The organism is Micromonospora sp. CPCC 205739 (genome assembly GCF_036906795.1).
Taxonomy (GTDB): Bacteria; Actinomycetota; Actinomycetes; order Mycobacteriales; family Micromonosporaceae; genus Micromonospora.
The window spans coordinates 136,465-157,002 of the sequence record NZ_JBAKHS010000010.1 but is presented as its reverse complement, the minus strand read 5'-3'; the positions used below and the strand labels follow the sequence as shown (position 1 = coordinate 157,002).

Here is a 20,538-nt window from a genome sequence, read left to right as displayed (position 1 = left end):
TCAGCCCTGCTCGGCCCGGCGCGCGGACACCTCGTGCACCAGCGCGACCACCCGGGTCAGCACCTCGGGGTCGGTCTCCGGCAGCACGCCGTGACCGAGGTTGAACACGTGGCCGGGGGCGGCGCGGCCCTGCTCCACGATCCGCCGCACCTCGGTCTCCACCACCGACCAGGGGGCGAGCAGCACGGTGGGGTCGAGGTTGCCCTGCACCGCCCGGTCCCGGCCGATCCGGCGGGTGGCGACGTCCAGCGGGGTACGCCAGTCCACGCCGACCACGTCGGCGCCGGCCTCGCCCATCGCGCCGAGCAGCTCGGCGGTGCCCACCCCGAAGTGGATCCGGGGCACCCCGGCGTCGGCCAGCCCGGAGAGCACGGTCGCCGAGTGCGGCAGCACGTAGCGGCGGTAGTCGGCCTCGGAGAGCGCCCCGGCCCAGGAGTCGAAGAGCTGCACCGCGGAGACCCCGGCGTCGACCTGCACCCGCAGGAAGGAGAGGGTCACCTCGGCGAGGCGGGCGCAGAGCGCGTGCCAGAGCTCCGGCTGGCCGTACATCAGGGCCTTGGTCTTCGCGTGGGTCCGCGACGGGCCGCCCTCGACCAGGTAGCTGGCGAGGGTGAACGGCGCGCCCGCGAAGCCGATCAGCGGGGTGTCGCCCAGCTCGGTCACGAGCAGCCGGACCGCCTCGTCCACGTAGGACACGTCGTCGCGGCCGATCGGGCGGATCCGCTCGACGTCGGCGGCGGTACGCACCGGCTCGGCCACCACCGGCCCGGTGCCCGGGACGATGTCCAGGTCGACACCGGCCGCGGCGACCGGCACCACGATGTCGCTGAACAGGATCGCGGCGTCGACCCCGTGCCGGCGGACCGGCTGGAGGGTGATCTCCGCGACCAGGTCGGGGCGGCGGCAGGACTCCAGCATCCCCACGTTGGCCCGGATCTCCCGGTACTCCGGCAGCGACCGGCCGGCCTGGCGCATGAACCAGACCGGGGTGTGCGGGACGGGCTCGCGGCGGCAGGCCCGCACGAAGGGCGAGTCGGCCGGTCCGCCGGGGCGGGGTTCTCCGTCTCGGGCGGCAGTGCCCGTGGTGTCGGTGGTCATCGCGGCAATCGTGCCACGCGCGGGGACGACCCCAGCGGGCAGCGCCAGCTTTTGTGACCCGCGCCCGCCGGGCCGTCCGGCCCTGGTGCCGACGGGCCGGATCGTGCCGGGCGCCCACCCCGCCACCCGGCTCCGGCCCCCCGCCACGGCCCCGGCGTTCGGCGCGCCGTCCGCGCGGGCGGACGGAGCGCGGCATAGGCTGCCGGTCATGGCCCCCCCGATCGCGCTCCCGGAGACCTTCGCCCGCGCGGTCGCCGGGCTGCGGTCGGTGACCCCCCGGGCGGAGATCGCACTGGAGGAGGTCGGCGCCCCCCAGCGGCTCGCCCCGTACGCGTTCGCGCTCTCCGCCGCCGTGCTGCGCGATTCCGACGAGGTGGCCACCGGGCGGTTGATCCTGCTGCACGACCCGGCCGGGCACGAGGCGTGGCAGGGCACCCTGCGGCTGGTCACGTACGTCACCGCCGAGCTGGAGGTCGACCTGGCCGCCGACCCGCTGCTGCCCGGGGTGGGCTGGACCTGGCTGGTCGACGCCCTGGAGGCGCACGACGCGCGCTACCGGGCGGCCGGCGGCACGGTCACCCAGACCATGTCGACCCGGTTCGGCGAGCTGGCCGGGCCGCCCGCCGCCGGGGACGTCGAGATCCGGGCGTCCTGGACCCCGCTCGGCGACGACCTGGCCCCGCACCTGGAGGCCTGGTGCGCCCTGCTCGCCTCGACGGCGGGGCTGCCCCCGCCCGGGGTGACCGCGCTCTCCGAGCGCCGCCCGGCTGGCGCGGCCTGACCCCGGGCGCGGACGCTCAGAGGTAGTTCTCGGCCTCGTCGCAGACCTTGTTCATGCCCTTGCTGGCCTTCTCGAAGGCGCTGCGGTTGCCGGCCGCCGCCGCACCGAGCGCCGTGGTCAGCTTGTCCAGGCAGGTGGCGATGACCTTTTTCTGCCGGGCCTGCTCGTCGCGGTCGTTGCGGGTGCCGGTGAGGTCCTGCTCGGTGTCCGCAAGCTTGTCCTGGGCGCCCTGCAGGTCGACCCGGAGCTTCTCCATCTCCTTGGTGTTGGCGGCGATGGTGCCGTCCCGCTCGCTCACCTGACCCGAGAGCCGCCGCTCGGTGCTGGCCAGCTCGCTGCTCTTGACGACGAACAGGCCGGTCATCACACCGCTGAGCACGAAGAGCAGCCCGGCCACGACGGCCAGGATCAGCACCTTCCTGCCCGCGCCGGCATCCGGGGCGGGCACGCCGAACGGGGGCGCCGACCCGGGCGGCGCCGACATCGGCTGCCCGTACGCGGGCCCCGACACCGGCGGCGCCGACATCGGCTGCCCGTACACGGGTCCGGAGACCGGCGGCGCCGACATCGGCTGCCCGTACACGGGTCCGGAGACCGGCGGGGCGGACATCGGCTGGCCGTACGCCGGCCCGGAGACCGGCGGGGCGGGGGCGTACTGGCCGGGGACCGGCCCGCCCGGGTGCGGCGCGTTCGGCGGGGCGGCGGCCGGCTGGGCGCCGGCGTGGGGGGCCGCCGGCGGCTGCGGACCGGGGGCGGTCGGCGGCTGCGGCGGGTACGCCGGCCGGAAGCCCTCCGGCCCGGTCGGTGGCTGGGACATCTGTTCTTCCTCCAGGTGACTGGTCCGCCGCGATGCGCCGCGACAGGCCGGGGGTGAGCTGGGTCGATGGCCGACAGGGCGTCGTCGGCGGGGCCGGCCGGGAACGGCCGGCCGGAAGGAGGAGCGGTCGCCGGCCGAGTCGGCGCAGCGCCGACCCAGGACGGGGATCAGCAGATCCGGAAGCCGTCGCAGGCGGTCTTGATCGGCACGGCGAGCCCGATGCCCTCGGCGTCGCGGGCCTTGGCCGTGGCGATGCCGACGACCTGTTTCGCGCCGTTGATCACCGGCCCGCCCGAGTTGCCGGGATTGATCGGGGCGTCGAACTGGATCACCTGTCCGGAGCCGTCCTCGTCCTTGCGGAAGGCGCTCACCACGCCGGTGGTGACGCTGTCCGCCAGCCCGAGCGGGGCGCCGACCACGACGATCTGCTGCCCGGACTTCACCGGGCTGGGCGCGGTGGTCAGGCCGGTGAACCTGCCGGTGGCCCGCAGGTGGGCGATGTCGTTGTCCTTGTCGACCTTGACGATGGTGGCCGGGAAGCGCTGGTCGGTCCGCTCCAGGAAGACCTGCCGGCCGCCGCCCTCCCAGACCGACTCCACCACGTGGAAGTTGGTGAAGAGGTTCGCCGCGCCCCCGGCGGCGGGCTTGCCGACGACGAAGGCGGTGCCGGTGAACTGGCCCGCCCGGACGCGGAAGACGCTGGGCAGCACGGCGCTGGCGATGGCCTCCGGGTTGAAGGCGGCGCCCGCCTGCTTCTCCAGCGCCCCGGCCCGCTGCTCGAGGCCGTCGAGCCGGACCTCGGCACCGTCCCGGGCCGCGGCGAGCCGACCGTCGGTGGCGGCGACGCGGTCGGAGAGCCGGTCGATCTGGTACGCCTGGACGCCCGTGACCACCGCCAGCACGCCCGCCAGCGCGAGGGCGGCCACGGTGAGCCCACGCCCCCGGTGCGGCGCCGACGGGCCGGGCGGCGGCATCGCCCCGGGCGGGAAGGGTCCGAAGGGCGGCGTACCGGGGATCGGCCCGGGCGGGTAGACCGGCGCGGCGGGCGCCGCAGCGCCCCACGGGCCGGGCTGCTGCGGCGGTGACCAGGTGCCACCGGGCGGCGGGTGGGCCCCGGCCGGCGCGATGTCGGCGGTCGGCTGGCCCGCGAGGCCGGGATGCCCAGGGCCGGGTGCCGGCGGCCCGGCGATCGGGGCCGGCTGGCCGGGTACGACCGGCGGCGGGTACGCCGACGGCCAGGGGCGCTCGATCCGGGGTGCCAGCGGTCCGGGGCGCTCGTCACCGGCCGCCTGCGGCTTCCGCTCTTCGGTGCCCGGCGTCGGTGTCCCGCCGCCCGGCCCGTACCCAGCCGTCATGATGGCCCCCCGCCCTCCCCGTCGCCCCCGTGTGGCGCCACCTCTCCGCCCCTCGACCGGCGCGACGCTCGATGGACCGTACCTGCGCGTACGGGCTTTGTCTCCCCCGTTGTCCGGCCTTCCGCGACGCCTGGCGGCCGCCCCGCCGACACACGACGGACCGGCTGCGCACACCGGATCGCGGCGCGCACTAGGGTTGTCAGGTGACCGACGAACCACCCCTGCGCCGTCGGGCCGCCGAAAGCCGTACGGGAGACGCCCAGCCCTCGGCCGCGCCGGAGCCGGAGAACGTGGGGATCGACCAGCCCAGCGGCGGCCCCGTGCCGCTGACCGCTCCCCGCGACGGCACGCCCCAGCCGGTGGCCACCCCGAGCGCACTCGACGAGGTCGTGGCCCGTTTCGCCGAGGGCCACGGCCCGGTGGCCCTGGACGCCGAACGCGCCTCCGGCTACCGCTACAGCCAGCGCGCCTACCTGGTGCAGTTGCGCCGGGAGGGTGCCGGTACGGCGCTGATCGACCCGCTGCCGCTGCCCGACCTGACCGCGCTGGACGAGGCGATCGGCGGGGCGGAGTGGGTGCTGCACGCCGCCAGCCAGGACCTGGCCTGCCTGGCCGAGGTGGGGCTGCGCCCACGCCGGCTCTTCGACACCGAACTGGCCGCCCGGCTGGCCAACTTCGAGCGGGTCGGCCTGGCCGCCCTCACCGAACAGCTGCTCGGCTACACGCTGGAGAAGCACCACTCGGCGGCGGACTGGTCCACCCGGCCGCTGCCCGAGTCCTGGCTGACCTACGCCGCCCTCGACGTGGAGATGCTGGTCGACCTCCGCGACGCCCTGGACGACGAGCTGAAGCGGCAGGGCAAGTCGGAGTGGGCGGCGGAGGAGTTCGCCGCGCTGATCCGCAACGGCGCCCGCCCGCCCCGGGTACGCGCCGAGCCGTGGCGGCGCACCTCGGGCATCCACCGGGTACGCGGCGCGCGGGCCCAGGCGCGGGTCCGTTCCCTCTGGTACGCCCGGGACCAGATCGCCGCCCGGCGGGACGCCGCCCCGGGTCGGGTGCTGCCGGACTCGGCCATCGTCGCCGCCGCCGAGCTGGACCCGAAGGACGAGAAGACCCTGCTGACCCTGCCCGGGTTCGGCGGCCGCTCGGTCCGCCGGCTGGCCCGCACCTGGCTGGCGGCGCTGGACGACGCCCGGCAACTGCCGGACGACGCGCTGCCGGTGACCCCGGCGGTGGAGGGACCCCCGCCGCCGCACCGCTGGGCGGAGCGGGACCCGGTGGCCGCCGGTCGGCTGGCCCGCTGCCGCGAGGTGGTGGTCCGGGTGGCCGGGGAGCACAACCTGCCCCCGGAGAACCTGATCGCCCCGGACTCGGTACGCCGCCTGGCCTGGGTCCCCCCGGAGGAGATCACCGAGGCCACCGTCGCCGAGACCCTGCGCGGCTACGGCGCCCGCGAGTGGCAGCTCACCCTCCTGGTCCCAGGCCTCACCGAGGCCCTCCCCGCCACCTGACGCCGACCCCCAGGCGTTGAACATGACGTTGTCGCCCCGGGCCCTCGGCGGGCCGGGGCGACAACGCGTTGGGCCGCCGCGTCCGAAGAGGCGGGAGGGTGTGGGCTTGACCACACGAGGGGTGCTGTCGGGGTTGGTTACTGACGAGTAGCATCCGGGGGAACACGCCCGTGCCGGCGACCTTCATTCGGTCCGTAGTGCGCCTCTCGGCGCGGAGGTCGAATTATGGTCGAAAAGGAGGCTCCAAGTGCCCCGTGAAGTTCGGGATGTCGTCTTCGTCGACGGCGTCCGTACCCCGTTCGGCAAGGCGGGTGGCATGTACGCCAACACCCGCGCCGACGACCTGGTGATCCGCTGCATCCGTGAGCTGCTGCGCCGTAACCCGCAGCTGCCGCCGGAGCGGGTCGAGGAGGTGGCCATCGCCGCCACCACCCAGATCGGCGACCAGGGTCTGACCATCGGCCGCACCGCCGCCCTGCTGGCCGGGCTGCCCAAGACCGTCCCCGGTTTCGCCATCGACCGGATGTGCGCCGGCGCGATGACCGCCGTCACCGCCGTCGCCGGTGGCATCGCCATGGGCGCGTACGACATCGCCATCGCCGGCGGCGTCGAGCACATGGGCCGGCACCCGATGGGTGAGGGCGTCGACCCCAACCCGCGGATCATCGCGGAGAAGCTGGTCGACCCGTCCGCCCTGGTCATGGGCGCCACCGCGGAGAACCTGCACGACCGGGTCCCGCAGATCACCAAGGAGCGCACCGACGCGTTCGCGCTCGCCTCGCAGCAGAAGACCGCCAAGGCGTACGCCAACGGCAAGCTCCAGGACGACCTGGTGCCGGTCGCGATCCGCGACGCCGACGGCGGCTGGGGCCTGGCCACCACCGACGAGGCTCCCCGGGAGACCTCGCTGGAGAAGCTCGCCACCCTGAAGACGCCGTTCCGCCCGCACGGCAAGGTCACCGCGGGCAACGCGGCCGGCCTGAACGACGGCGCCACGGCCAGCCTCCTCGCCGACGAGGCCACCGCGCGCGAGCTGGGCCTGCCGATCGCCATGCGGCTGGTGTCGTACGGCTTCGTGGGCGTCGAGCCCGAGGTGATGGGCGTCGGCCCGATCCCGTCGACGGAGAAGGCGCTGCGCATCGCCGGCCTCACCATCGACGACATCGGCCTGTTCGAGCTGAACGAGGCGTTCGCCGTGCAGGTGCTCGCCTTCCTCGACCACTTCGGCATCGCCGACGACGACCCGCGGGTCAACCCGTGGAGCGGGGCGATCGCCATCGGCCACCCGCTCGCCTCCTCGGGCGTACGGCTGATGACCCAGCTCGCCCGCCAGTTCGCCGAGCACCCCGAGGTCCGCTACGGCCTCACCGCCATGTGCATCGGCATCGGCATGGGCGGCACCGTGATCTGGGAGAACCCGCACTGGGAGGGAAACAAGTGAGCGCGCTCGCCGCCCCGAACGAGGTCGTCACCAAGGCGCTGCTGCGCGCGGTGCGGGTGCCGGGCCTGGACAAGCCCGCCGCGCTGATCACCCTGGACAACGGCTTCGACCACACCAAGCCGAACACCTTCGGCCCGGCCGGTCTGACCAGCCTGGACGAGGCGATCACCGCCGCGCTCGCCGCCGACCCGGCGTTCATCGCGGTCACCGGCAAGCCGTACATCTTCTGCGTCGGCGCCGACATCGTCGGCCTGCCGGCGCTGGCCGACCGCGAGCAGGCGCTGGAGATCGGCCGCCTCGGCCACCGGGTCTTCGCCCGGCTCAAGGACAGCCCGGTCCCGACCTTCGCCTTCGTCAACGGCGCGGCGATGGGCGGCGGCCTGGAGCTGGCCCTGCACTGCCACTACCGGACCCTCTCCGGCGGCGCGGCGGCGCTGGCCCTGCCCGAGGTCTCCCTCGGCCTGGTCCCCGGCTGGGGCGGCACCCAGCTGCTGCCGAACCTGATCGGCATCCCGGCGGCGACCCAGGTGATCATCCAGAACCCGCTGATGCAGAACAAGATGCTCAAGCCGAAGCAGGCCGCCGAGATGGGCATCGCGGACGTGCTGCTGGAGCCGGCCGACTTCCTGGAGCGGTCGCTGGAGTGGGCCGCCGGCGTCGTGCGGGGCGAGGTCACCGTGACCCGGCCCGAGGTCGACAAGGACATGTGGGCGGGCGTGCTCTACTTCGCCCGGCAGACCCTGGACCAGCGGCTGCACGGCGCGGTCCCGGCCGCGTACAAGGCGCTGGACCTGCTGGAGACGGCGAAGGACGCGGACTTCGCGGCCGGCACCGCCGCCGAGGACGAGGCGCTGGCGGACCTGGTCTTCTCCGAGGAGCTGCGCAGCGGCCTGTACGCCTTCGACCTGGTGCAGCGGCGGGCCAAGCGGCCGGCCGGCGCGCCGGACAAGGGCCTGGCCCGGCCGGTCACCAAGGTGGGCATCGTCGGCGCCGGCCTGATGGCCAGCCAGCTCGCCCTGCTCTTCGCCCGCCGCCTCCAGGTCCCGGTCGTCATGACCGACCTGGACCAGGCCCGGGTGGACAAGGGCGTCGGCTACGTGCACACCCAGATCGAGAAGGCCGTCAGCAAGGGCCGGATGGACAAGGGCACCGCCGCCAAGCTGTACGGCCTGGTCAGCGGCTCGGTCGACAAGGGTGTCTTCGCCGACGCCGACTTCGTCATCGAGGCGGTCTTCGAGGACCTGAACGTCAAGAAGCAGGTCTGGGCCGAGCTGGAGAAGATCGTCAAGCCGGAGGCGGTGCTCGCCACCAACACCTCCTCGCTGTCGATCACCGCGATGGCCGAGGAGCTGGAGCACCCGGAGCGGGTCGTCGGTTTCCACTTCTTCAACCCGGTCGCGGTGCTGCCGCTGCTGGAGATCGTCCGGGGCGAGCGGACCGACGACGCCACGCTGGCCACCGCCTTCGCGGTCGGCAAGCAGCTGCGCAAGTCCTCCGTGCTGGTCTCCGACGCCCCGGCGTTCGTGGTCAACCGGCTGCTCACCCGCTTCCTCGGCACCGTCTTCGCCGCCGTGGACCAGGGCACCCCGCTGGACGTGGCGAACAGCGCGCTGGACCCGCTGGGTCTGCCGATGCGCCCGCTCGCCCTGCTCCAGCTGGTCGGGCCGGCCGTGGCGTACCACGTGGGCGGCACCCTGCACGCCGCGTTCCCGGACCGCTTCTCCGTCAGCGAGAACCTCAAGCGGATCGCCGACTCCGGTCAGCCGATCGTCGTCGACGACCGGGGCAACGAGGACGTGGCCAAGCTGCTCGTGGTCGGCGACGAGCCGCTGACCGCCGAGCAGGTGCGCCAGAACGCGCTCGACGCGCTGGCGCAGGAGATCCGGCTGATGCTCGACGAGGGCGTCGTCGCCGAGGCGCAGGACATCGACCTGTGCATGATCCTCGGCGCCGGCTGGCCGTTCCACCTGGGCGGCGTCACGCCGTACCTGGACCGGACCGGCACCTCCGAGCGGGTCACCGGCCGGCGGTTCCTGCCGCGCGGGGTCGCCAGCCTGCGCGGCTGACCCCTTCCGCTGCACCCCGATCGCGGTGGTCGGCACTCCCGTCAAGGGCGTCGCCGGCCACCGCGATCGTCGTCTCCGGCACCGGCGCGGACCCGCCCCGGCGGCCACTTGCGCGGCCCGGTCAGACTCGGGCGGGGCAGCGCAGCCCGCCCCCGGCTCGCTACGATCACGCGTTCTCATCCTCGCCTGGAGCTGATGCATGTCCACACCGCCGGTCGATCCCTGGTCCACGCAGCCGGAGCCCGGCTCGTACCCGCCCCCGCACCAGCCGCCGCCTCCGGGCACCGGGCCGACGCAGGCCTGGCCGCAGATCCCGCAGCAGGGCGGCCACCCCGACGCCACGCAGGCGTACGGGGGCCACCCGCCGGCCGGCCCGCAGCCCACCCAGCCGTACCCGGCGTACCAGTCGGGGCAGGCCGGGGTCCACCCGCCGGCGCAGCCGGGCGGGTACCCGGGCGTGCAGCCGGACGGCTTCGCCGGCGCCCCGGCGTACGGCCTTCCCCCGGCGCCGCCGCCGGCGAAGAAGTCCCGGCTCGGCCTGATCCTGTCGCTGGTCCTGGCCGGGCTGCTGGTGCTCTGCGCGGGCGGCGGCGGCCTGGCCTACGTCGCCCTCTCCGACGACGACCCGGACCCGAAGGCCAGCCCGACCCCCGGCGTCTCGCGCGCCGACCCGACCACGTCGGCCCCGGAGCCGACCCCGTCGGAGGAGGAGGTCGAGCCGGCCCCGGAGATCCGGCTGGTCACCCCGAAGACGCTGGCCGGCCGGTCGAAGAACACCGAGCCGCAGCTGCGCCGGATCGCCGATGAGATGGTCCGCGACATGAAGTCCGGGGTACGCAACGAGACCGGCGCGGTGGGTGCCTTCTACGGCAGCGCCGGCAAGCGGAACCTGGTCATGGTGGCCGGGGCCTCCGGCCCGGTGCTCTTCCCCGAGAAGGAGCTGGACGACGCGGTGGCGGGCCTGTCCACGTCGCTGGCCGTGAAGAAGATGGCGACGGTCGACCCGGGCCCGCTCGGGGGCGTGGCCAAGTGCGGCGCCGGCAAGAGCTCCGGCATCGCGCTCGGGGTGTGCACCTGGGCCGACGAGGGCAGCGTCGGCCTGATCGTGATGTTCTTCTCTTCCGCGGCCAAGGCGAAGGCCGAGTTCGCCACCATCCGGGGTCAGGTCGAGAAGCGCTCCTGAGGCGGAAGAGCGCAGGTCACGGTGGCCGGACGCCCGGCGCGAACGGCACCGGTCACCGCGACCGTCGCCGCCGGACCGACCGGTCGGGCCCGGCCCGGACGGGACAGCGGACGGCCGCTGAGCTGGCTTAGGATCACGCGTCCTCACCTGACGATCTGGAGCAGACCTCATGTCGCAGCCGCCGTCCAATCCCTATCCTCCGCAGCCGGGCAGCGGCGCGCCCCACGGCTCGTACCCGCAGCAGCAGCCGGGCGGCTACCCGGCGCCGCAGCAGCCCGGTGGTTACCCCCCGCCGCCGCAGCAGCCGGGTGGCTTCCCGGCGCAGGCCGGCCAGCCGTACGGCGACCCGAACCTGCCGCCGGCGAAGAAGAAGTCCAACGTCGGCAAGATCGTGCTGATCTCGCTCGCCGTGGTGCTGGTGCTCTGCCTGGGCGGCGCCGCGATCGCGTTCTTCGCGGTCAAGGACGAGGTCAAGGAGACCGTCGACGCCAGCAAGACCCGGGTGGTCGCCCCGGCGACGCTCGCCGGTCGGGCCAAGTCCACCGACCCGGCCCTGCTCAAGGGCGCCACCGCGCTGGAGACGGAGCTGAAGAAGTCCCTCCCGGACGCCACCAGCACCGTCGGCGCGTTCTACGGCACGGCGGCCAAGAAGGACCTGGTGATGATCGCCGCCGCCTCCGGGCTCAACACCAACCCGACCAAGACGCTGAACGACACCATCAAGGGCGCGGGCCAGGGCGACGTGCAGCTCGGCGAGATGAAGACCGTCGCCGCCGGCCCGCTCGGCGGGGAGGCCAAGTGCGGTGACGCCGAGGCCGCCAACGTGCCGCTCGGCGTCTGCGTGTGGAGCGACAAGGGCAGCCTCGGCATGATCATTCTCTACTTCAAGTCGGGCGACGAGGCCGCCGCCGAACTGCCCACCATGCGCGGGCAGATCGAGCAGAAGTCCTGACCCGTACGAACTGACCGGGCCCCGTCCACCGAGGTGGACGGGGCCTTCGTCGACTCAGCCGGCCGTGGCGGCCCGTTCGGCGGCGCTGCGCAGCACGCAGAACTCGTTGCCCTCGGGGTCGGCCAGCACCACCCAGCCGGACCCGTCCGGCCGGCGATGGTCCGCGACCTGGACCGCGCCGATGCCGAGCAGCCGCGCCACCTCCTCGTCCCGAGTGCGGTCGGTGGGCTCCAGGTCGAGGTGCAGGCGGTTCTTCACCACCTTCTCGTCCGGTACGGCCAGGAAGAGCACCTCCGGCCCGCCCGGGGGCAACAGCATGGCCTCCGGGTCGCCGGGGAAGTCGTCCGGCTGGCGGGGGCACTCGAAGACCTGGGACCAGAATCCGGCCAGGGCGTAGGTGTCGCGGCAGTCGATGCCGATGTTGTGGATCCGTGCACTCACGGTGTTCCTCCGCAATGGATGGACGCGCCCCGGGTGCGTGGGATGTCAGCGGTGACCGGGGTGGGGCGCGACAGTGATCGTGATGGACATCGCGCACCCCCTCTCGCCCGTCGGGCTGACGCGCCGATCCTGCCATCCCGACCCGGTGCCGACAACCCGGTTCAGCCCAGCCACACGCCGATCACCGCCAGCGTCCCCATCGCGCCCGCGGTGGTCACCAGCACCGTCTCCCGGGCCACCGCCTCGGCCCGCCCGTACTCGCGGGCGAAGACGTAGCTGTTCTGCGCGGTGGGCAGCGCGGCACAGACCACCAGGGCCAGCAGGTCCGCCCCCGTGACGCCGACGAGTCGGCCGACCGACCAGGCGATCACCGGCTGGACCAGCAGCTTCAGGACGGAGAGCGACGCCACCTCGGCGCGCTGCCCAGCGGGACGCGGCGGTGCGTCCCCCGCGCGCGCCCCGGCGGTGAGCGACAGCCCGAGCGCGACCAGCGCGGTCGGCACGGCCGCGGCGCCGAGCAGGGCGAGCGGCGCGCCGATCACGTCCGGGGGATGCCAGTGCAGGGCCGCGCACGCGGCACCGAGGGCCGGTGCCGCGATCACCGGGTTGCGCAGCGGCAGGGTCAGCAGCCGCCCGGGCCGCCACGCCCGCCCGGCGGACCGGTCCAGCAGCACCAGGATCACCGGGGTGACCACCAGCACCTGGAAGAGCAGCACCCCGGTGAGGAAGGTCGCGTCGCCCAGCACCTGGAGCGCCACCGGGATGCCCAGGTTGGCCGAGTTGACGTAGCCGGCCGCCATCGCCCCGATCGTCGCCTCGCCGCCGTTACGCCGTCGTGCCACCAGGCAGAACAGGAACGCCAGCGCCATGGTGGCGACGGTGCTCGCCGCGAAGGCGCCGAGGGCGGGCGGGTGCACGTCCAGCCGGGTCCGGGACAGCGCGGTGAACAGTGCGGCGGGCATCGCCAGGTGGAAGACGAAGCCGCCGAGCACCCGCTCGGCCTCCCCGCCCAGCAGCCGACGTCGTCCGGTCACCCAGCCGAGCCCGGTGAGCACCCAGATGGGTACGAAGGCGGCGAGCACCCGGGCAGCGTACGGACGGCCGGTCGGGCCGGCGTCACCGCCTCCGGTGCGCCTCCGACCGGACGGCCGGCGCGCCACCGCCCGGGCGGGCCCCGGTCGCCGGGCAGTCGACGTCGGCGGCCGGCAGGGCCACCATCACCTCCAGGCCGCCGCCGGGGCGGGCGAGCACCGTCACGGTGCCCCCGTGGGCGTCGCAGACCGCCCGCACGATGGAGAGCCCCAGCCCGGAGCCGCGCGCGCCGGTCCGCTCGCGCCCGCCCCGCCGGAACGGCTCGAACAGCCCCGGCACGTCGGCCTGGTCCACCTCGAACCCGGTGTTCCCCACCAGCAGCCGGGAGGTGCGCCCGTCGGAGTCGGTACGGACCCAGAGCCGGCCGTGCAGGTGGTTGTAGCGGACCGCGTTCTCGATCAGGTTGCCGGCCAGCCGGTCCAGCAGCCCCGGATCGCCGACCACCGGTGCGGGCCGGAGCGAGGTCTGCACCCGCAGCCCGATCCGCTCCACCTCCCGGGCCATCGCGGAGAGCGCGTTGGCCGTGCCGGTGGCCAGGTCGCACTCGGTGCGCCGGGCCAGCCGGCGGCCGCTCTGCGCCTCGCTGCGGGCCAGCACCAGCAGCGCGTCCACCAGGCCGTTGGCCCGCTCCGAGGCGTCGCGCACCACGGTGGCCATCCGGCGGTACTCGGCCGTGTCGGCGTCCTCGTCGCTGAGCGTCACGTCGATCTCGGTACGCATCACCGCCAGCGGGGTCCGCAGCTCGTGCGAGGCGTTGGCGACGAAGCGCTTCTGCGACTCGAACGCGGCGGCTATCCGGTCCAGCATCGCGTCGAACGTGCGGGCCAGCTCGGCCACCTCGTCGTCCACCCCGGACCAGCCGATCCGCTGGTCCAGGGTGGCCTCGCCGAGCCGCTGCGCGGTGGCGGTCACCTGGTGCAGCGGCCGCAGCGCCCGGCCGGCCACCAGGTACGCCCCGGCCACCCCGACCACGCTGATCGCCAGCAGCGCGATGAGGCCCTTCAGCAGCAGCTCCTGCGAGGCGGCGTCGACCAGTTGACGCTGCCAGTCGGCGGCGTCCAGCGTCCGGCCGTCGGCCAACAGCACGGTGGTGCCCGGCCGCAGCTCGTCGCTCGGGCGCAGCGCGTCGCGGACCAGCAGCCAGGCCAGCACCACCAGGACCGCCCCGGCGCCGACCAGCAGCACCCCGTTGAGCAGGGTCAGCCGCAGCCGCAGGGTCGGACGCAGCCGCCGGCTCATGCGGCCACCTCGGCCGTGCGGTAGCCCGCGCCGACGACCGTCTCGATCAGCGGTGGGTCGCCGAGCTTCTTGCGCAGGGTCATCACGGTGACCCGGACGATGGTGGTGAAGGGGTCGGTGTTGGCGTCCCAGACCCGTTCCAGCAGCTCCTCGCTGGAGACCACCGCGCCGCGTGCCTTGACCAGCTCGCAGAGGACGCCGAACTCCTTGTTGGTCAGGTCGACCGGCGTCCCGCCCCGGGTGACCACCCGCCGGGCCGGGTCGATCACCACGTCGCCCACCGCCAGCACCGGCGGGGCGGCCGGGGTGGCCCGCCGACCGAGCGCCTGCACCCGGGCGACCAGCTCGTCGAAGGCGAACGGCTTGGGCAGGTAGTCGTCGGCGCCCAGGCCGAGACCCTCGACCCGGTCGGCGACGCTGTCGCTGGCGGTCAGCATCAGCACCCGGGTCAGGGTGCCGGAGGCGGCCAGGTCCGCGCAGATCTGGTCGCCGTGCACGCCGGGCAGGTCCCGGTCGAGGACCACCACGTCGTACCGGGTGACGAAGGCGGCCTCGTGGCCGGTGTCGCCGTCGTACGCCACGTCGACCGCCATGCCGCGCTTGCGCAGCCCCCGCGCGATCGCGTCGGCGAGGTTCCGCTCGTCCTCGACCACCAGCACCCGCATCCCGACCTCCTCGCCGACCTGCCCGTCAACCTAGTGCCGGCCGCCAAACAGCCGTCGCCCGCCGCAGCCGTTGCAGGAAACCTCCGGGGTACGGGATGCTTTCGGCACTGATCTACGCAGGGGACGGGCCGTGACCGTGACACCGACCGGGCGGGACATCGCCTACCGGGGCTTCCGCCTCGCCGCCGACGCGCGCCTCGGCACCGGCGTCGGGGTCCGGGCCACCGCCGGCGGGCTGGAGCTGGCCGACCCGGTCGACCGGCGCAAGCACGACGGCGCGACGTACGAGGCCGGCAGCTGGACCGCTCCCCCGGTGCCGGCCGGCTTCGCCGTGGCCGAGGTGGTGCCCTCCTGGACGGCGCGGACGCCGCCGGGGTGCTGGGTCGAGGTGGAGCTGCGCGGCTGGCACGCGGACGCCCCCACCACGGGCTGGTACGCGCTGGCCCGCTGGGCCGAGGGCGAGGAGACGGTACGGCGCAGCTCGGTGCCGGGGCAGCGCGACCCGCACGCCCGGGTGGACTGCGACACGCTGGTGGTCGGGGAGGCCAGGGTGACCGGCTGGCAGGTCCGGGTGACCCTGCTGCGCCCGGTGGGGGCGACGGCCGGCCCGCTGCTGCGCACGGTCGGCGCGGTCGCCTCCGGGCCGATCACCCGCTCGACCACCGAATCGGCCGACGGCCCGACCGCGGGGCAGACTGCCGGGCCGGTGGGGGTGCCGGGCGCGCGGGGCGTCGTGCTGGACGTGCCGCGCTACTCCCAGCGCCGGCACGCCGGGGGCGAGTCGCGCTGGGGCGGCGGTGACTCCTGGTGCAGCCCCACCTGCACCTCGATGGTGCTGGACTACTGGGGCGCCGGCCCGGCGGCCGACCGGTACGCCTGGGTCGCGCCGCCCGGTCCCCGCCCGGTCGTGGTGCACGCCGCCCGGCACTGCTACGACCACGCGTACGCCGGAGCCGGCAACTGGGCGTTCAACACCGCGTACGCCGGCCTGCACGGGGTGGAGGCCTTCGTCACCCGGCTGCGCTCGCTGGCCGAGGCGGAGGCGTTCGTGGCCGCCGGCGTTCCGCTGGTGGTCTCCGCGGCGTTCCGCGCCGGCGAGGTGCCCGGGCTGGACTACGACACCCGGGGGCACCTGATGGTGCTGGTCGGCTTCACCGACGGCGGCGACCCGGTCCTCAACGACCCGTACGCCCCGGACGACGCGTCGGTGCGCCGGACCGTCGACCGGGCGCGCTTCGAGGCGGCCTGGCAGGGCGGCAGCGGCGGGGCGGCGTACGTGGTCCACCCGGCGTCGGTGCCGCTGCCCGCGCCGCCGGCCCAGCGGAACTGGTGATCAGCCGGGCAGCCGCCACAGCCCGAGTTCACCGGGCTTCCCCCAGCAGGTGACGGCGCGACCCCGGTGGACGCAGAATTCCCAGCCGCCGGGCAGCACGTCGAGGGGGCGCACCTCACCCGTGCCGAGGTCCAGTTCGCCCAGGAGCATCCGGCCGCCGGAGACCGGCCGGACCGCCAGTATCCGCCGCTCGACCAGCCGTCTGCCCGCCACCTCGGAGCTGATCGGCTGCCACGGGCCCAGTTCGGCACGTACCCGACCGGTGGCGGGGTCGAGCAGCGCGAAGCTCTCCGGTCCCCCGCCCGTGCCCGGGCCGATCGCCAGCAGGTGGTCGCCGACCGGCCAGGCGGGGTACCACCGGTCGTCGGTCCAGCGCACCCGCCCGGTGCTCGGGTCGAGCACCCGGGCCCCGGTGCGCTCCGTCACGCAGATCCCGTCGCCGCAGGCCCGCGCGAACGGGTTGACCGGGTCCACCGGTGTCCGCCACCGCAGGTCCCCGGTGTCGAGGCCGTAGGCGGCGACCTGGCCCGGACCGCCGTCGGTCAGCAGCACGTCCCCGGCGACCTGGATGTTGTCCGCGAACGGGCCGCGCGACGGCGGGACCTGGAAGGCCCGGCGCAGCCGACCCGTGTCCTCGTCCCGCACCTCGACCCGGCCGGCGTCCGTGACCAGGACGACCTGCGCGATGCCCCGGTCGTCGTACCGGTAACCGAGCGTGCCCGCGCCGATGGCGGCCGACCAGCGCACCGCCCCGGAGCCGACGTCCACGCTCCGCACGGCGATCCGGTCCGGCTCGGCGCCCTCCATCAGCAGGCCACCGTCACCGGTCGGCACGGCGACACCGGGCTGGCGCCACCGCACCCGCCCGCTGTGCTTGTCCAGCAGCGCGGACTCCGGCTCGCCGCCCGGGTCCGAGGTGACCACGACGTCCCCGCCCACCTCGGTCAGCAGCACCAGTTGGTGCCCGGCCGGCAACGGCGACCGCCAGCGGATCCGCCCGTCGGTGAGCTCCACGGCGACGAGTTCCCGGCCCGACGCGGCGGAGGTCGGCACGGCGAGCACGAGCAGGTCGGAGAGGAGCTGACCGGGGTCGGGACCGGCCGGCACGGCCAGCCGGACGGGCGGCGGCGGCCCGGGCACCGCCCCGGCCAGGGCCAGCAGGGCCAGCAGGGCGACCAGCGCGACGCGCAATGGGCGGCCCACCGACCGGGGTGGTCGCGGCGACCGGACCGGTTCGTCGGCGCGTCCCAGCTCGCCCAGGTCGATGACGGTCAACGGTCCAGCCTCCAGATTCCGTAGCTGCCGCCGACCCGGCGGCAGACCAGCAGCCGCGCGCCGGTCTGGCAGTCGCCGCTGACGTCGGCGAGCACGTCGAGGGTGCGGGTCCGGCCGCTGGCCACGTCCACTTCGGCGACGGTCAGCCGGTCGTCGCCGTCCCGCCGCGCCCCGATCAGCCGGCCCTCGCTCGGATGCCCCCCGGCCAGGTCCCAGTCGCCCAGGTCGGCGACGACCTCGCCGGTGGCGGTGTCGAGGATCGCCAACGCGTCCTGGCTACCGGTGCCCGGCCCGGTCACCGGCATCCGGCCGCCCCGCTCGGTCCCGTTGCCGTGCCAGCGGGTGGCGCGCCACCGGACCTCCCCGCTGGCGCGGTCCAGCGCCCACATGCCGCCGGTCTGCCCGTACGCGCAGAGCAGCGGTCCGCAGGTGCTGAAGTAGGCCACCAGCCCCAGCCGGATCTCCCAGCGGCGCTCCAGCGCGTCCAGTCCGTAGGCGGTGACGAGCGCGGCCTGGTCCCGGACCACCAGCAGCAGGTCGTCGACCGGCTGGCTCCGGTGGTAGACCGGGAGTTCGCCGGGACGGAGGTTGCCGCTGCGCAGCCGCGCCCCGCTGCGGGCGTCCCGGACCTCGACCTGCCCGGAGGCGGGGCTGACCACGATCCGGTCGACCCCGTCGGGCCGGTAGCGGTAGGTGGTGGCCTCCACCGGCGTCGGCACCGACCAGCCGACCCGACCGGTGCCCGGGTCGACGGAGCTGACCCGCCCCGGCTCCGCACCGCCGCTCTCCACCGTGAGCAGCGCGTCCCCTGCCGGTAGGACCCGTTCACCCGGCCGCTGCCACCGCAGCCGCCCCGTGCCCACGTCGAACGCGAAGGCACTGCGCGGCCCGTCCTCCGACACGCCGCCGTTGACCAGCACCACATCCCGATGGACGACGAGCGCACCGGCGCTGCCGGGGACCGGCAGCGGCACGCGCCACAGCGGGGCGAGCTCACCCCGCCCGCTCGCCGGGACGGCGTACGCGCTCAACTGCCCGCCCTGCCCGGCCGGGCCGTCGGCCGGCTCCACCAGGAACAGCCGGTCGTCCTGGAGCAGGGCCGTCGTGGACGGTCGGGCCGGGACGGTGAAGCTGGTCGGCGGCCTCGCCGGGGCGGCCCCGGCCAGCGAGACGAGGGTGAGCACGAGAGCCACCGCCACCCGCGCCGGTCGGCCGACGCCGCGCGGCGGACGCCGGGCCGGCACCGGCTCCTCGCGGACGTCACCCAGATCGATCAGCGCCACGTCCGACCTCCCCCGACCGCCGCCTGCCGGCCCCCGGCGCACCCTGCGGGACGCCCCACCGGCCCGGCGGGTACGCCGCGTCACCGCCTGTACGATGGCCCGTCGTGGCTGTGCCGGTGGTAGATCCCTCGTTGAACCCGACGTCCGCGCCCGAGGCGGTCGAGCCCGTCGCGGCCGATCCGGCACGGCGGCCCCGTCGGCGCCCCGGCCGGGCCGACATGCTGGCCATCGGAGCCTATGTGCTGCTCGGCGTTTTCGTGTGCCTGAACTACTGGGTGGACGTGCAGCACCGGGTCTCGTCGCACCTGCCGACCGACCACAGCTGGTTCGAGTGGCTCTTCTCGCACGGCGCGTACTCGGTGCGGCACCTGGAGAACCCGCTGTTCAGCGCCAGGCAGAACGCCCCGGACGGGGTGAACATGATGGCCAACACCTCGCTGCTGGGCATGACCCTGCCGCTGGCCCCGGTCACCCTGCTCTTCGGTCCACAGGTGACGTACGCGCTCTACCTGGGCGGCGCGCTGGCCGCGACCGCGGGCACCTCGTACTGGATGCTCTCGCGCCACCTGGTGCGCTCGCGGGCGGCGGCCTTCGTGGGCGGCGCCTTCCTCGGCTTCGCGCCGGGCATCGTGCACCACGCCAACGGGCAGCCGAACTTCGTCTCCAACTTCCTGCTGCCGGTGATCGTGGCCCGGGTGCTGCGGCTGGGCAGCGAGCCGGGCCGGTGGCGGCGCGACGGCATCGTGCTGGGGCTGCTGGTGGCGTACCAGATCTTCATCAACGAGGAGATGCTGCTGCTCACCGCGCTGGCCTGCCTGGTGCTGGTGCTGGCGTACGCGGTGCAGCGGCCGCGCGCGGCGCGGGCCCGGGCGGGCGGTTTCCTGGCCGCGCTCGGCCTCGGCGGCGGGCTGGCCCTGCTGCTGACCGCCTACCCGATCTGGTACCAGTTCAACGGCCCGCAGTCCTACCGGGGCCTGCAGGGTGGGGTCTTCCACAACTGGGGCGAGGACCTGATGGCCTTCGTCACCTTCGCCCGGGACACGGTGGCCGGTGACGAGGCGGTGGAGAAGACCATCGGCCTGACCGAGCAGAACACCTGGTTCGGCTGGCCGCTGGTGCTGGTGGCGCTGGTCGCCCTGGTGCTGCTCTGGCGTCGCTCGCTGCCGGCCCGGATCGCCGGTGTGCTGGTGCTGGTCTTCACCCTCGCCTCGATCGGGCCGAAGGTGCGCTTCGACGGCGTGGAGACGACGGTCGACGGCCCGTGGGCGTACATCCCGGACGACCTGCCGCTGGTGGAGATGATGATGCCGACCCGGCTGGCCCTGGTGGTGGTCGCGGCGGTCGGCGTCCTGCTCGCGCTGGCCTGGGACGCGGCGGCGGGCCACGGCCGCGCCCGGGTGCCCGCGCCCCGCGCGGCGGCCGACGACGCGGGCCGGGCGGCGACCACCGGCAGGCCGGCCCGGCGGCGCTGGGTCCGGCCGGTCGGGTACGCGGCGATCACGCTCGCCGTGCTGCCGCTGTTCCCGCGCCCGCTGCCGGCGCAGCCGGTGGAGCCGCCGCCGCACTTCATCACCGCCGGCGGATGGCGCCCGTACGTGCCGGCGGGCCGGACCCTGGTGCCGGTGCCCATCCCGAGCAACGTGCACGGCCTGCCCACGCTGCGCTGGAGCGCGCTGACCGGACACGAGTTCCCGGTGCCGGGCGGCTACTTCATCGGGCCCAACCTGGACGGTGCGGGCGTCTTCGGCGCGCCCAACCGGCCCACCAGCACGCTGATCTACACCTCGATGGACACCGGCACCGTGCCGGCACTGACCGAGGAGAACCGCCGCCAGGCGGTGGAGGACCTGCGCTACTGGAAGGCCTCGGTGGTGGTGCTCGGCGCCCACCCGCGCGAGGCGGTGCTGCGCGAGCTGATGACCGGCCTGATCGGGCCGGCGCAGCGGGTCGACGACGTGTGGCTCTGGGACGTCCGCCCGCTGGTCAGCTGACCAACCGGACGGCGC

17 protein-coding genes are annotated in these 20,538 nt (G+C 75.0%); 8 read left to right on the top strand and 9 right to left on the bottom strand.

The annotated features are described in order from the left end of the window. Entirely contained in the window at window positions 1-1,098 is a 1,098-nt protein-coding gene (gene hemE, locus V6U88_RS17265; protein ID WP_334454209.1) for a uroporphyrinogen decarboxylase, read from the bottom strand. 208 nt (window positions 1,099-1,306) lie between these two features. On the opposite strand from hemE, the gene V6U88_RS17260 reads away from it, so the two are divergent. Beyond that, entirely contained in the window at window positions 1,307-1,879 is a 573-nt protein-coding gene (locus tag V6U88_RS17260; RefSeq protein ID WP_334454208.1) for a DUF3000 domain-containing protein, read from the top strand. 16 nt (window positions 1,880-1,895) lie between these two features. Here V6U88_RS17260 and V6U88_RS17255 read toward each other — a convergent pair whose 3' ends face one another. Together V6U88_RS17255 and V6U88_RS17250 are read right to left on the bottom strand one after the other, a co-directional pair. Next, window positions 1,896-2,696: a hypothetical protein gene (locus V6U88_RS17255; protein ID WP_334454207.1), complete on the bottom strand. Its 801-nt coding sequence runs from the start codon at window positions 2,694-2,696 to the stop codon at window positions 1,896-1,898. 167 nt (window positions 2,697-2,863) lie between these two features. After that, a complete protein-coding gene (locus V6U88_RS17250) occupies window positions 2,864-4,051 on the bottom strand; it encodes a S1C family serine protease (protein ID WP_334454206.1) in 1,188 nt (395 codons plus the stop codon). A gap of 203 nt (window positions 4,052-4,254) precedes the next feature. On the opposite strand from V6U88_RS17250, the gene V6U88_RS17245 reads away from it, so the two are divergent. From V6U88_RS17245 to V6U88_RS17225, 5 genes are all read left to right on the top strand, one after another. Then, a complete protein-coding gene (locus V6U88_RS17245) occupies window positions 4,255-5,562 on the top strand; it encodes a ribonuclease D (RefSeq protein WP_334454205.1) in 1,308 nt (435 codons plus the stop codon). A 247-nt stretch (window positions 5,563-5,809) separates the two neighbouring features. Next, complete coding sequence (locus tag V6U88_RS17240) at window positions 5,810-7,003, top strand: thiolase family protein (protein ID WP_334454204.1); 1,194 nt, start codon at window positions 5,810-5,812, stop codon at window positions 7,001-7,003. After that, complete coding sequence (locus tag V6U88_RS17235) at window positions 7,000-9,069, top strand: 3-hydroxyacyl-CoA dehydrogenase NAD-binding domain-containing protein (RefSeq protein WP_334454203.1); 2,070 nt, start codon at window positions 7,000-7,002, stop codon at window positions 9,067-9,069. The genes V6U88_RS17240 and V6U88_RS17235 overlap by 4 nt, the downstream gene beginning before the upstream one ends. A gap of 199 nt (window positions 9,070-9,268) precedes the next feature. Beyond that, window positions 9,269-10,252, top strand: a complete 984-nt coding sequence (locus V6U88_RS17230; protein WP_334454202.1) for a hypothetical protein — start codon at window positions 9,269-9,271, stop codon at window positions 10,250-10,252. A 169-nt stretch (window positions 10,253-10,421) separates the two neighbouring features. After that, window positions 10,422-11,204 carry a hypothetical protein gene (locus V6U88_RS17225; protein WP_334454201.1) on the top strand — a complete coding sequence of 261 codons (783 nt, stop codon included), beginning with the start codon at window positions 10,422-10,424 and terminating at the stop codon, window positions 11,202-11,204. A 54-nt stretch (window positions 11,205-11,258) separates the two neighbouring features. Here V6U88_RS17225 and V6U88_RS17220 read toward each other — a convergent pair whose 3' ends face one another. The 4 genes from V6U88_RS17220 to V6U88_RS17205 form a co-directional block, all read right to left on the bottom strand. Beyond that, window positions 11,259-11,645, bottom strand: coding sequence for a VOC family protein (locus tag V6U88_RS17220; RefSeq protein ID WP_334454200.1), 387 nt, complete (start codon window positions 11,643-11,645; stop codon window positions 11,259-11,261). A gap of 161 nt (window positions 11,646-11,806) precedes the next feature. Next, window positions 11,807-12,727: an AEC family transporter gene (locus V6U88_RS17215; protein WP_334454199.1), complete on the bottom strand. Its 921-nt coding sequence runs from the start codon at window positions 12,725-12,727 to the stop codon at window positions 11,807-11,809. A 34-nt stretch (window positions 12,728-12,761) separates the two neighbouring features. Next, complete coding sequence (locus tag V6U88_RS17210) at window positions 12,762-13,976, bottom strand: sensor histidine kinase (RefSeq protein WP_334454198.1); 1,215 nt, start codon at window positions 13,974-13,976, stop codon at window positions 12,762-12,764. Beyond that, window positions 13,973-14,641 (bottom strand): response regulator transcription factor, encoded by a 669-nt coding sequence (locus V6U88_RS17205; RefSeq protein ID WP_334454197.1) that lies wholly within the window; start codon window positions 14,639-14,641, stop codon window positions 13,973-13,975. Before V6U88_RS17205 ends, V6U88_RS17210 begins: the two co-directional genes overlap by 4 nt. Before the next feature lie 130 nt (window positions 14,642-14,771). Between V6U88_RS17205 and V6U88_RS17200 the strand changes: the two genes are divergently transcribed. Next, window positions 14,772-15,974 (top strand): C39 family peptidase, encoded by a 1,203-nt coding sequence (locus V6U88_RS17200; RefSeq protein ID WP_334454196.1) that lies wholly within the window; start codon window positions 14,772-14,774, stop codon window positions 15,972-15,974. Here the strand turns inward: V6U88_RS17200 and V6U88_RS17195 are convergent, their stop codons facing one another. Next, complete coding sequence (locus tag V6U88_RS17195; RefSeq protein WP_334454195.1) at window positions 15,975-17,249, bottom strand: outer membrane protein assembly factor BamB family protein; 1,275 nt, start codon at window positions 17,247-17,249, stop codon at window positions 15,975-15,977. Further along, a complete protein-coding gene (locus V6U88_RS17190) occupies window positions 17,246-18,532 on the bottom strand; it encodes an outer membrane protein assembly factor BamB family protein (RefSeq protein ID WP_334454194.1) in 1,287 nt (428 codons plus the stop codon). The genes V6U88_RS17195 and V6U88_RS17190 overlap by 4 nt, the downstream gene beginning before the upstream one ends. 218 nt (window positions 18,533-18,750) lie before the next feature. Here V6U88_RS17190 and V6U88_RS17185 point away from each other — a divergent pair, with 218 nt between their 5' ends. Further along, window positions 18,751-20,523, top strand: a complete 1,773-nt coding sequence (locus tag V6U88_RS17185; protein WP_442934647.1) for a hypothetical protein — start codon at window positions 18,751-18,753, stop codon at window positions 20,521-20,523. Window positions 20,524-20,538: the final 15 nt, after the last annotated feature.

What these genes read in the sequence shown, in the direction of transcription:
- V6U88_RS17255 (WP_334454207.1), bottom strand. Translation starts at nt 2,696, where the DNA reads ATGTCCCAGCCACCGACCGGGCCGGAGGGCTTCCGGCCGGCGTACCCG.
- V6U88_RS17225 (WP_334454201.1), top strand. Translation starts at nt 10,422, where the DNA reads ATGTCGCAGCCGCCGTCCAATCCCTATCCTCCGCAGCCGGGCAGCGGC.
- V6U88_RS17205 (WP_334454197.1), bottom strand. Translation starts at nt 14,641, where the DNA reads ATGCGGGTGCTGGTGGTCGAGGACGAGCGGAACCTCGCCGACGCGATC.
- V6U88_RS17230 (WP_334454202.1), top strand. Translation starts at nt 9,269, where the DNA reads ATGTCCACACCGCCGGTCGATCCCTGGTCCACGCAGCCGGAGCCCGGC.
- hemE (WP_334454209.1), bottom strand. Translation starts at nt 1,098, where the DNA reads ATGACCACCGACACCACGGGCACTGCCGCCCGAGACGGAGAACCCCGC.
- V6U88_RS17250 (WP_334454206.1), bottom strand. Translation starts at nt 4,051, where the DNA reads ATGACGGCTGGGTACGGGCCGGGCGGCGGGACACCGACGCCGGGCACC.
- V6U88_RS17185 (WP_442934647.1), top strand. Translation starts at nt 18,751, where the DNA reads ATGCTGGCCATCGGAGCCTATGTGCTGCTCGGCGTTTTCGTGTGCCTG.
- V6U88_RS17210 (WP_334454198.1), bottom strand. Translation starts at nt 13,976, where the DNA reads ATGAGCCGGCGGCTGCGTCCGACCCTGCGGCTGCGGCTGACCCTGCTC.
- V6U88_RS17260 (WP_334454208.1), top strand. Translation starts at nt 1,307, where the DNA reads ATGGCCCCCCCGATCGCGCTCCCGGAGACCTTCGCCCGCGCGGTCGCC.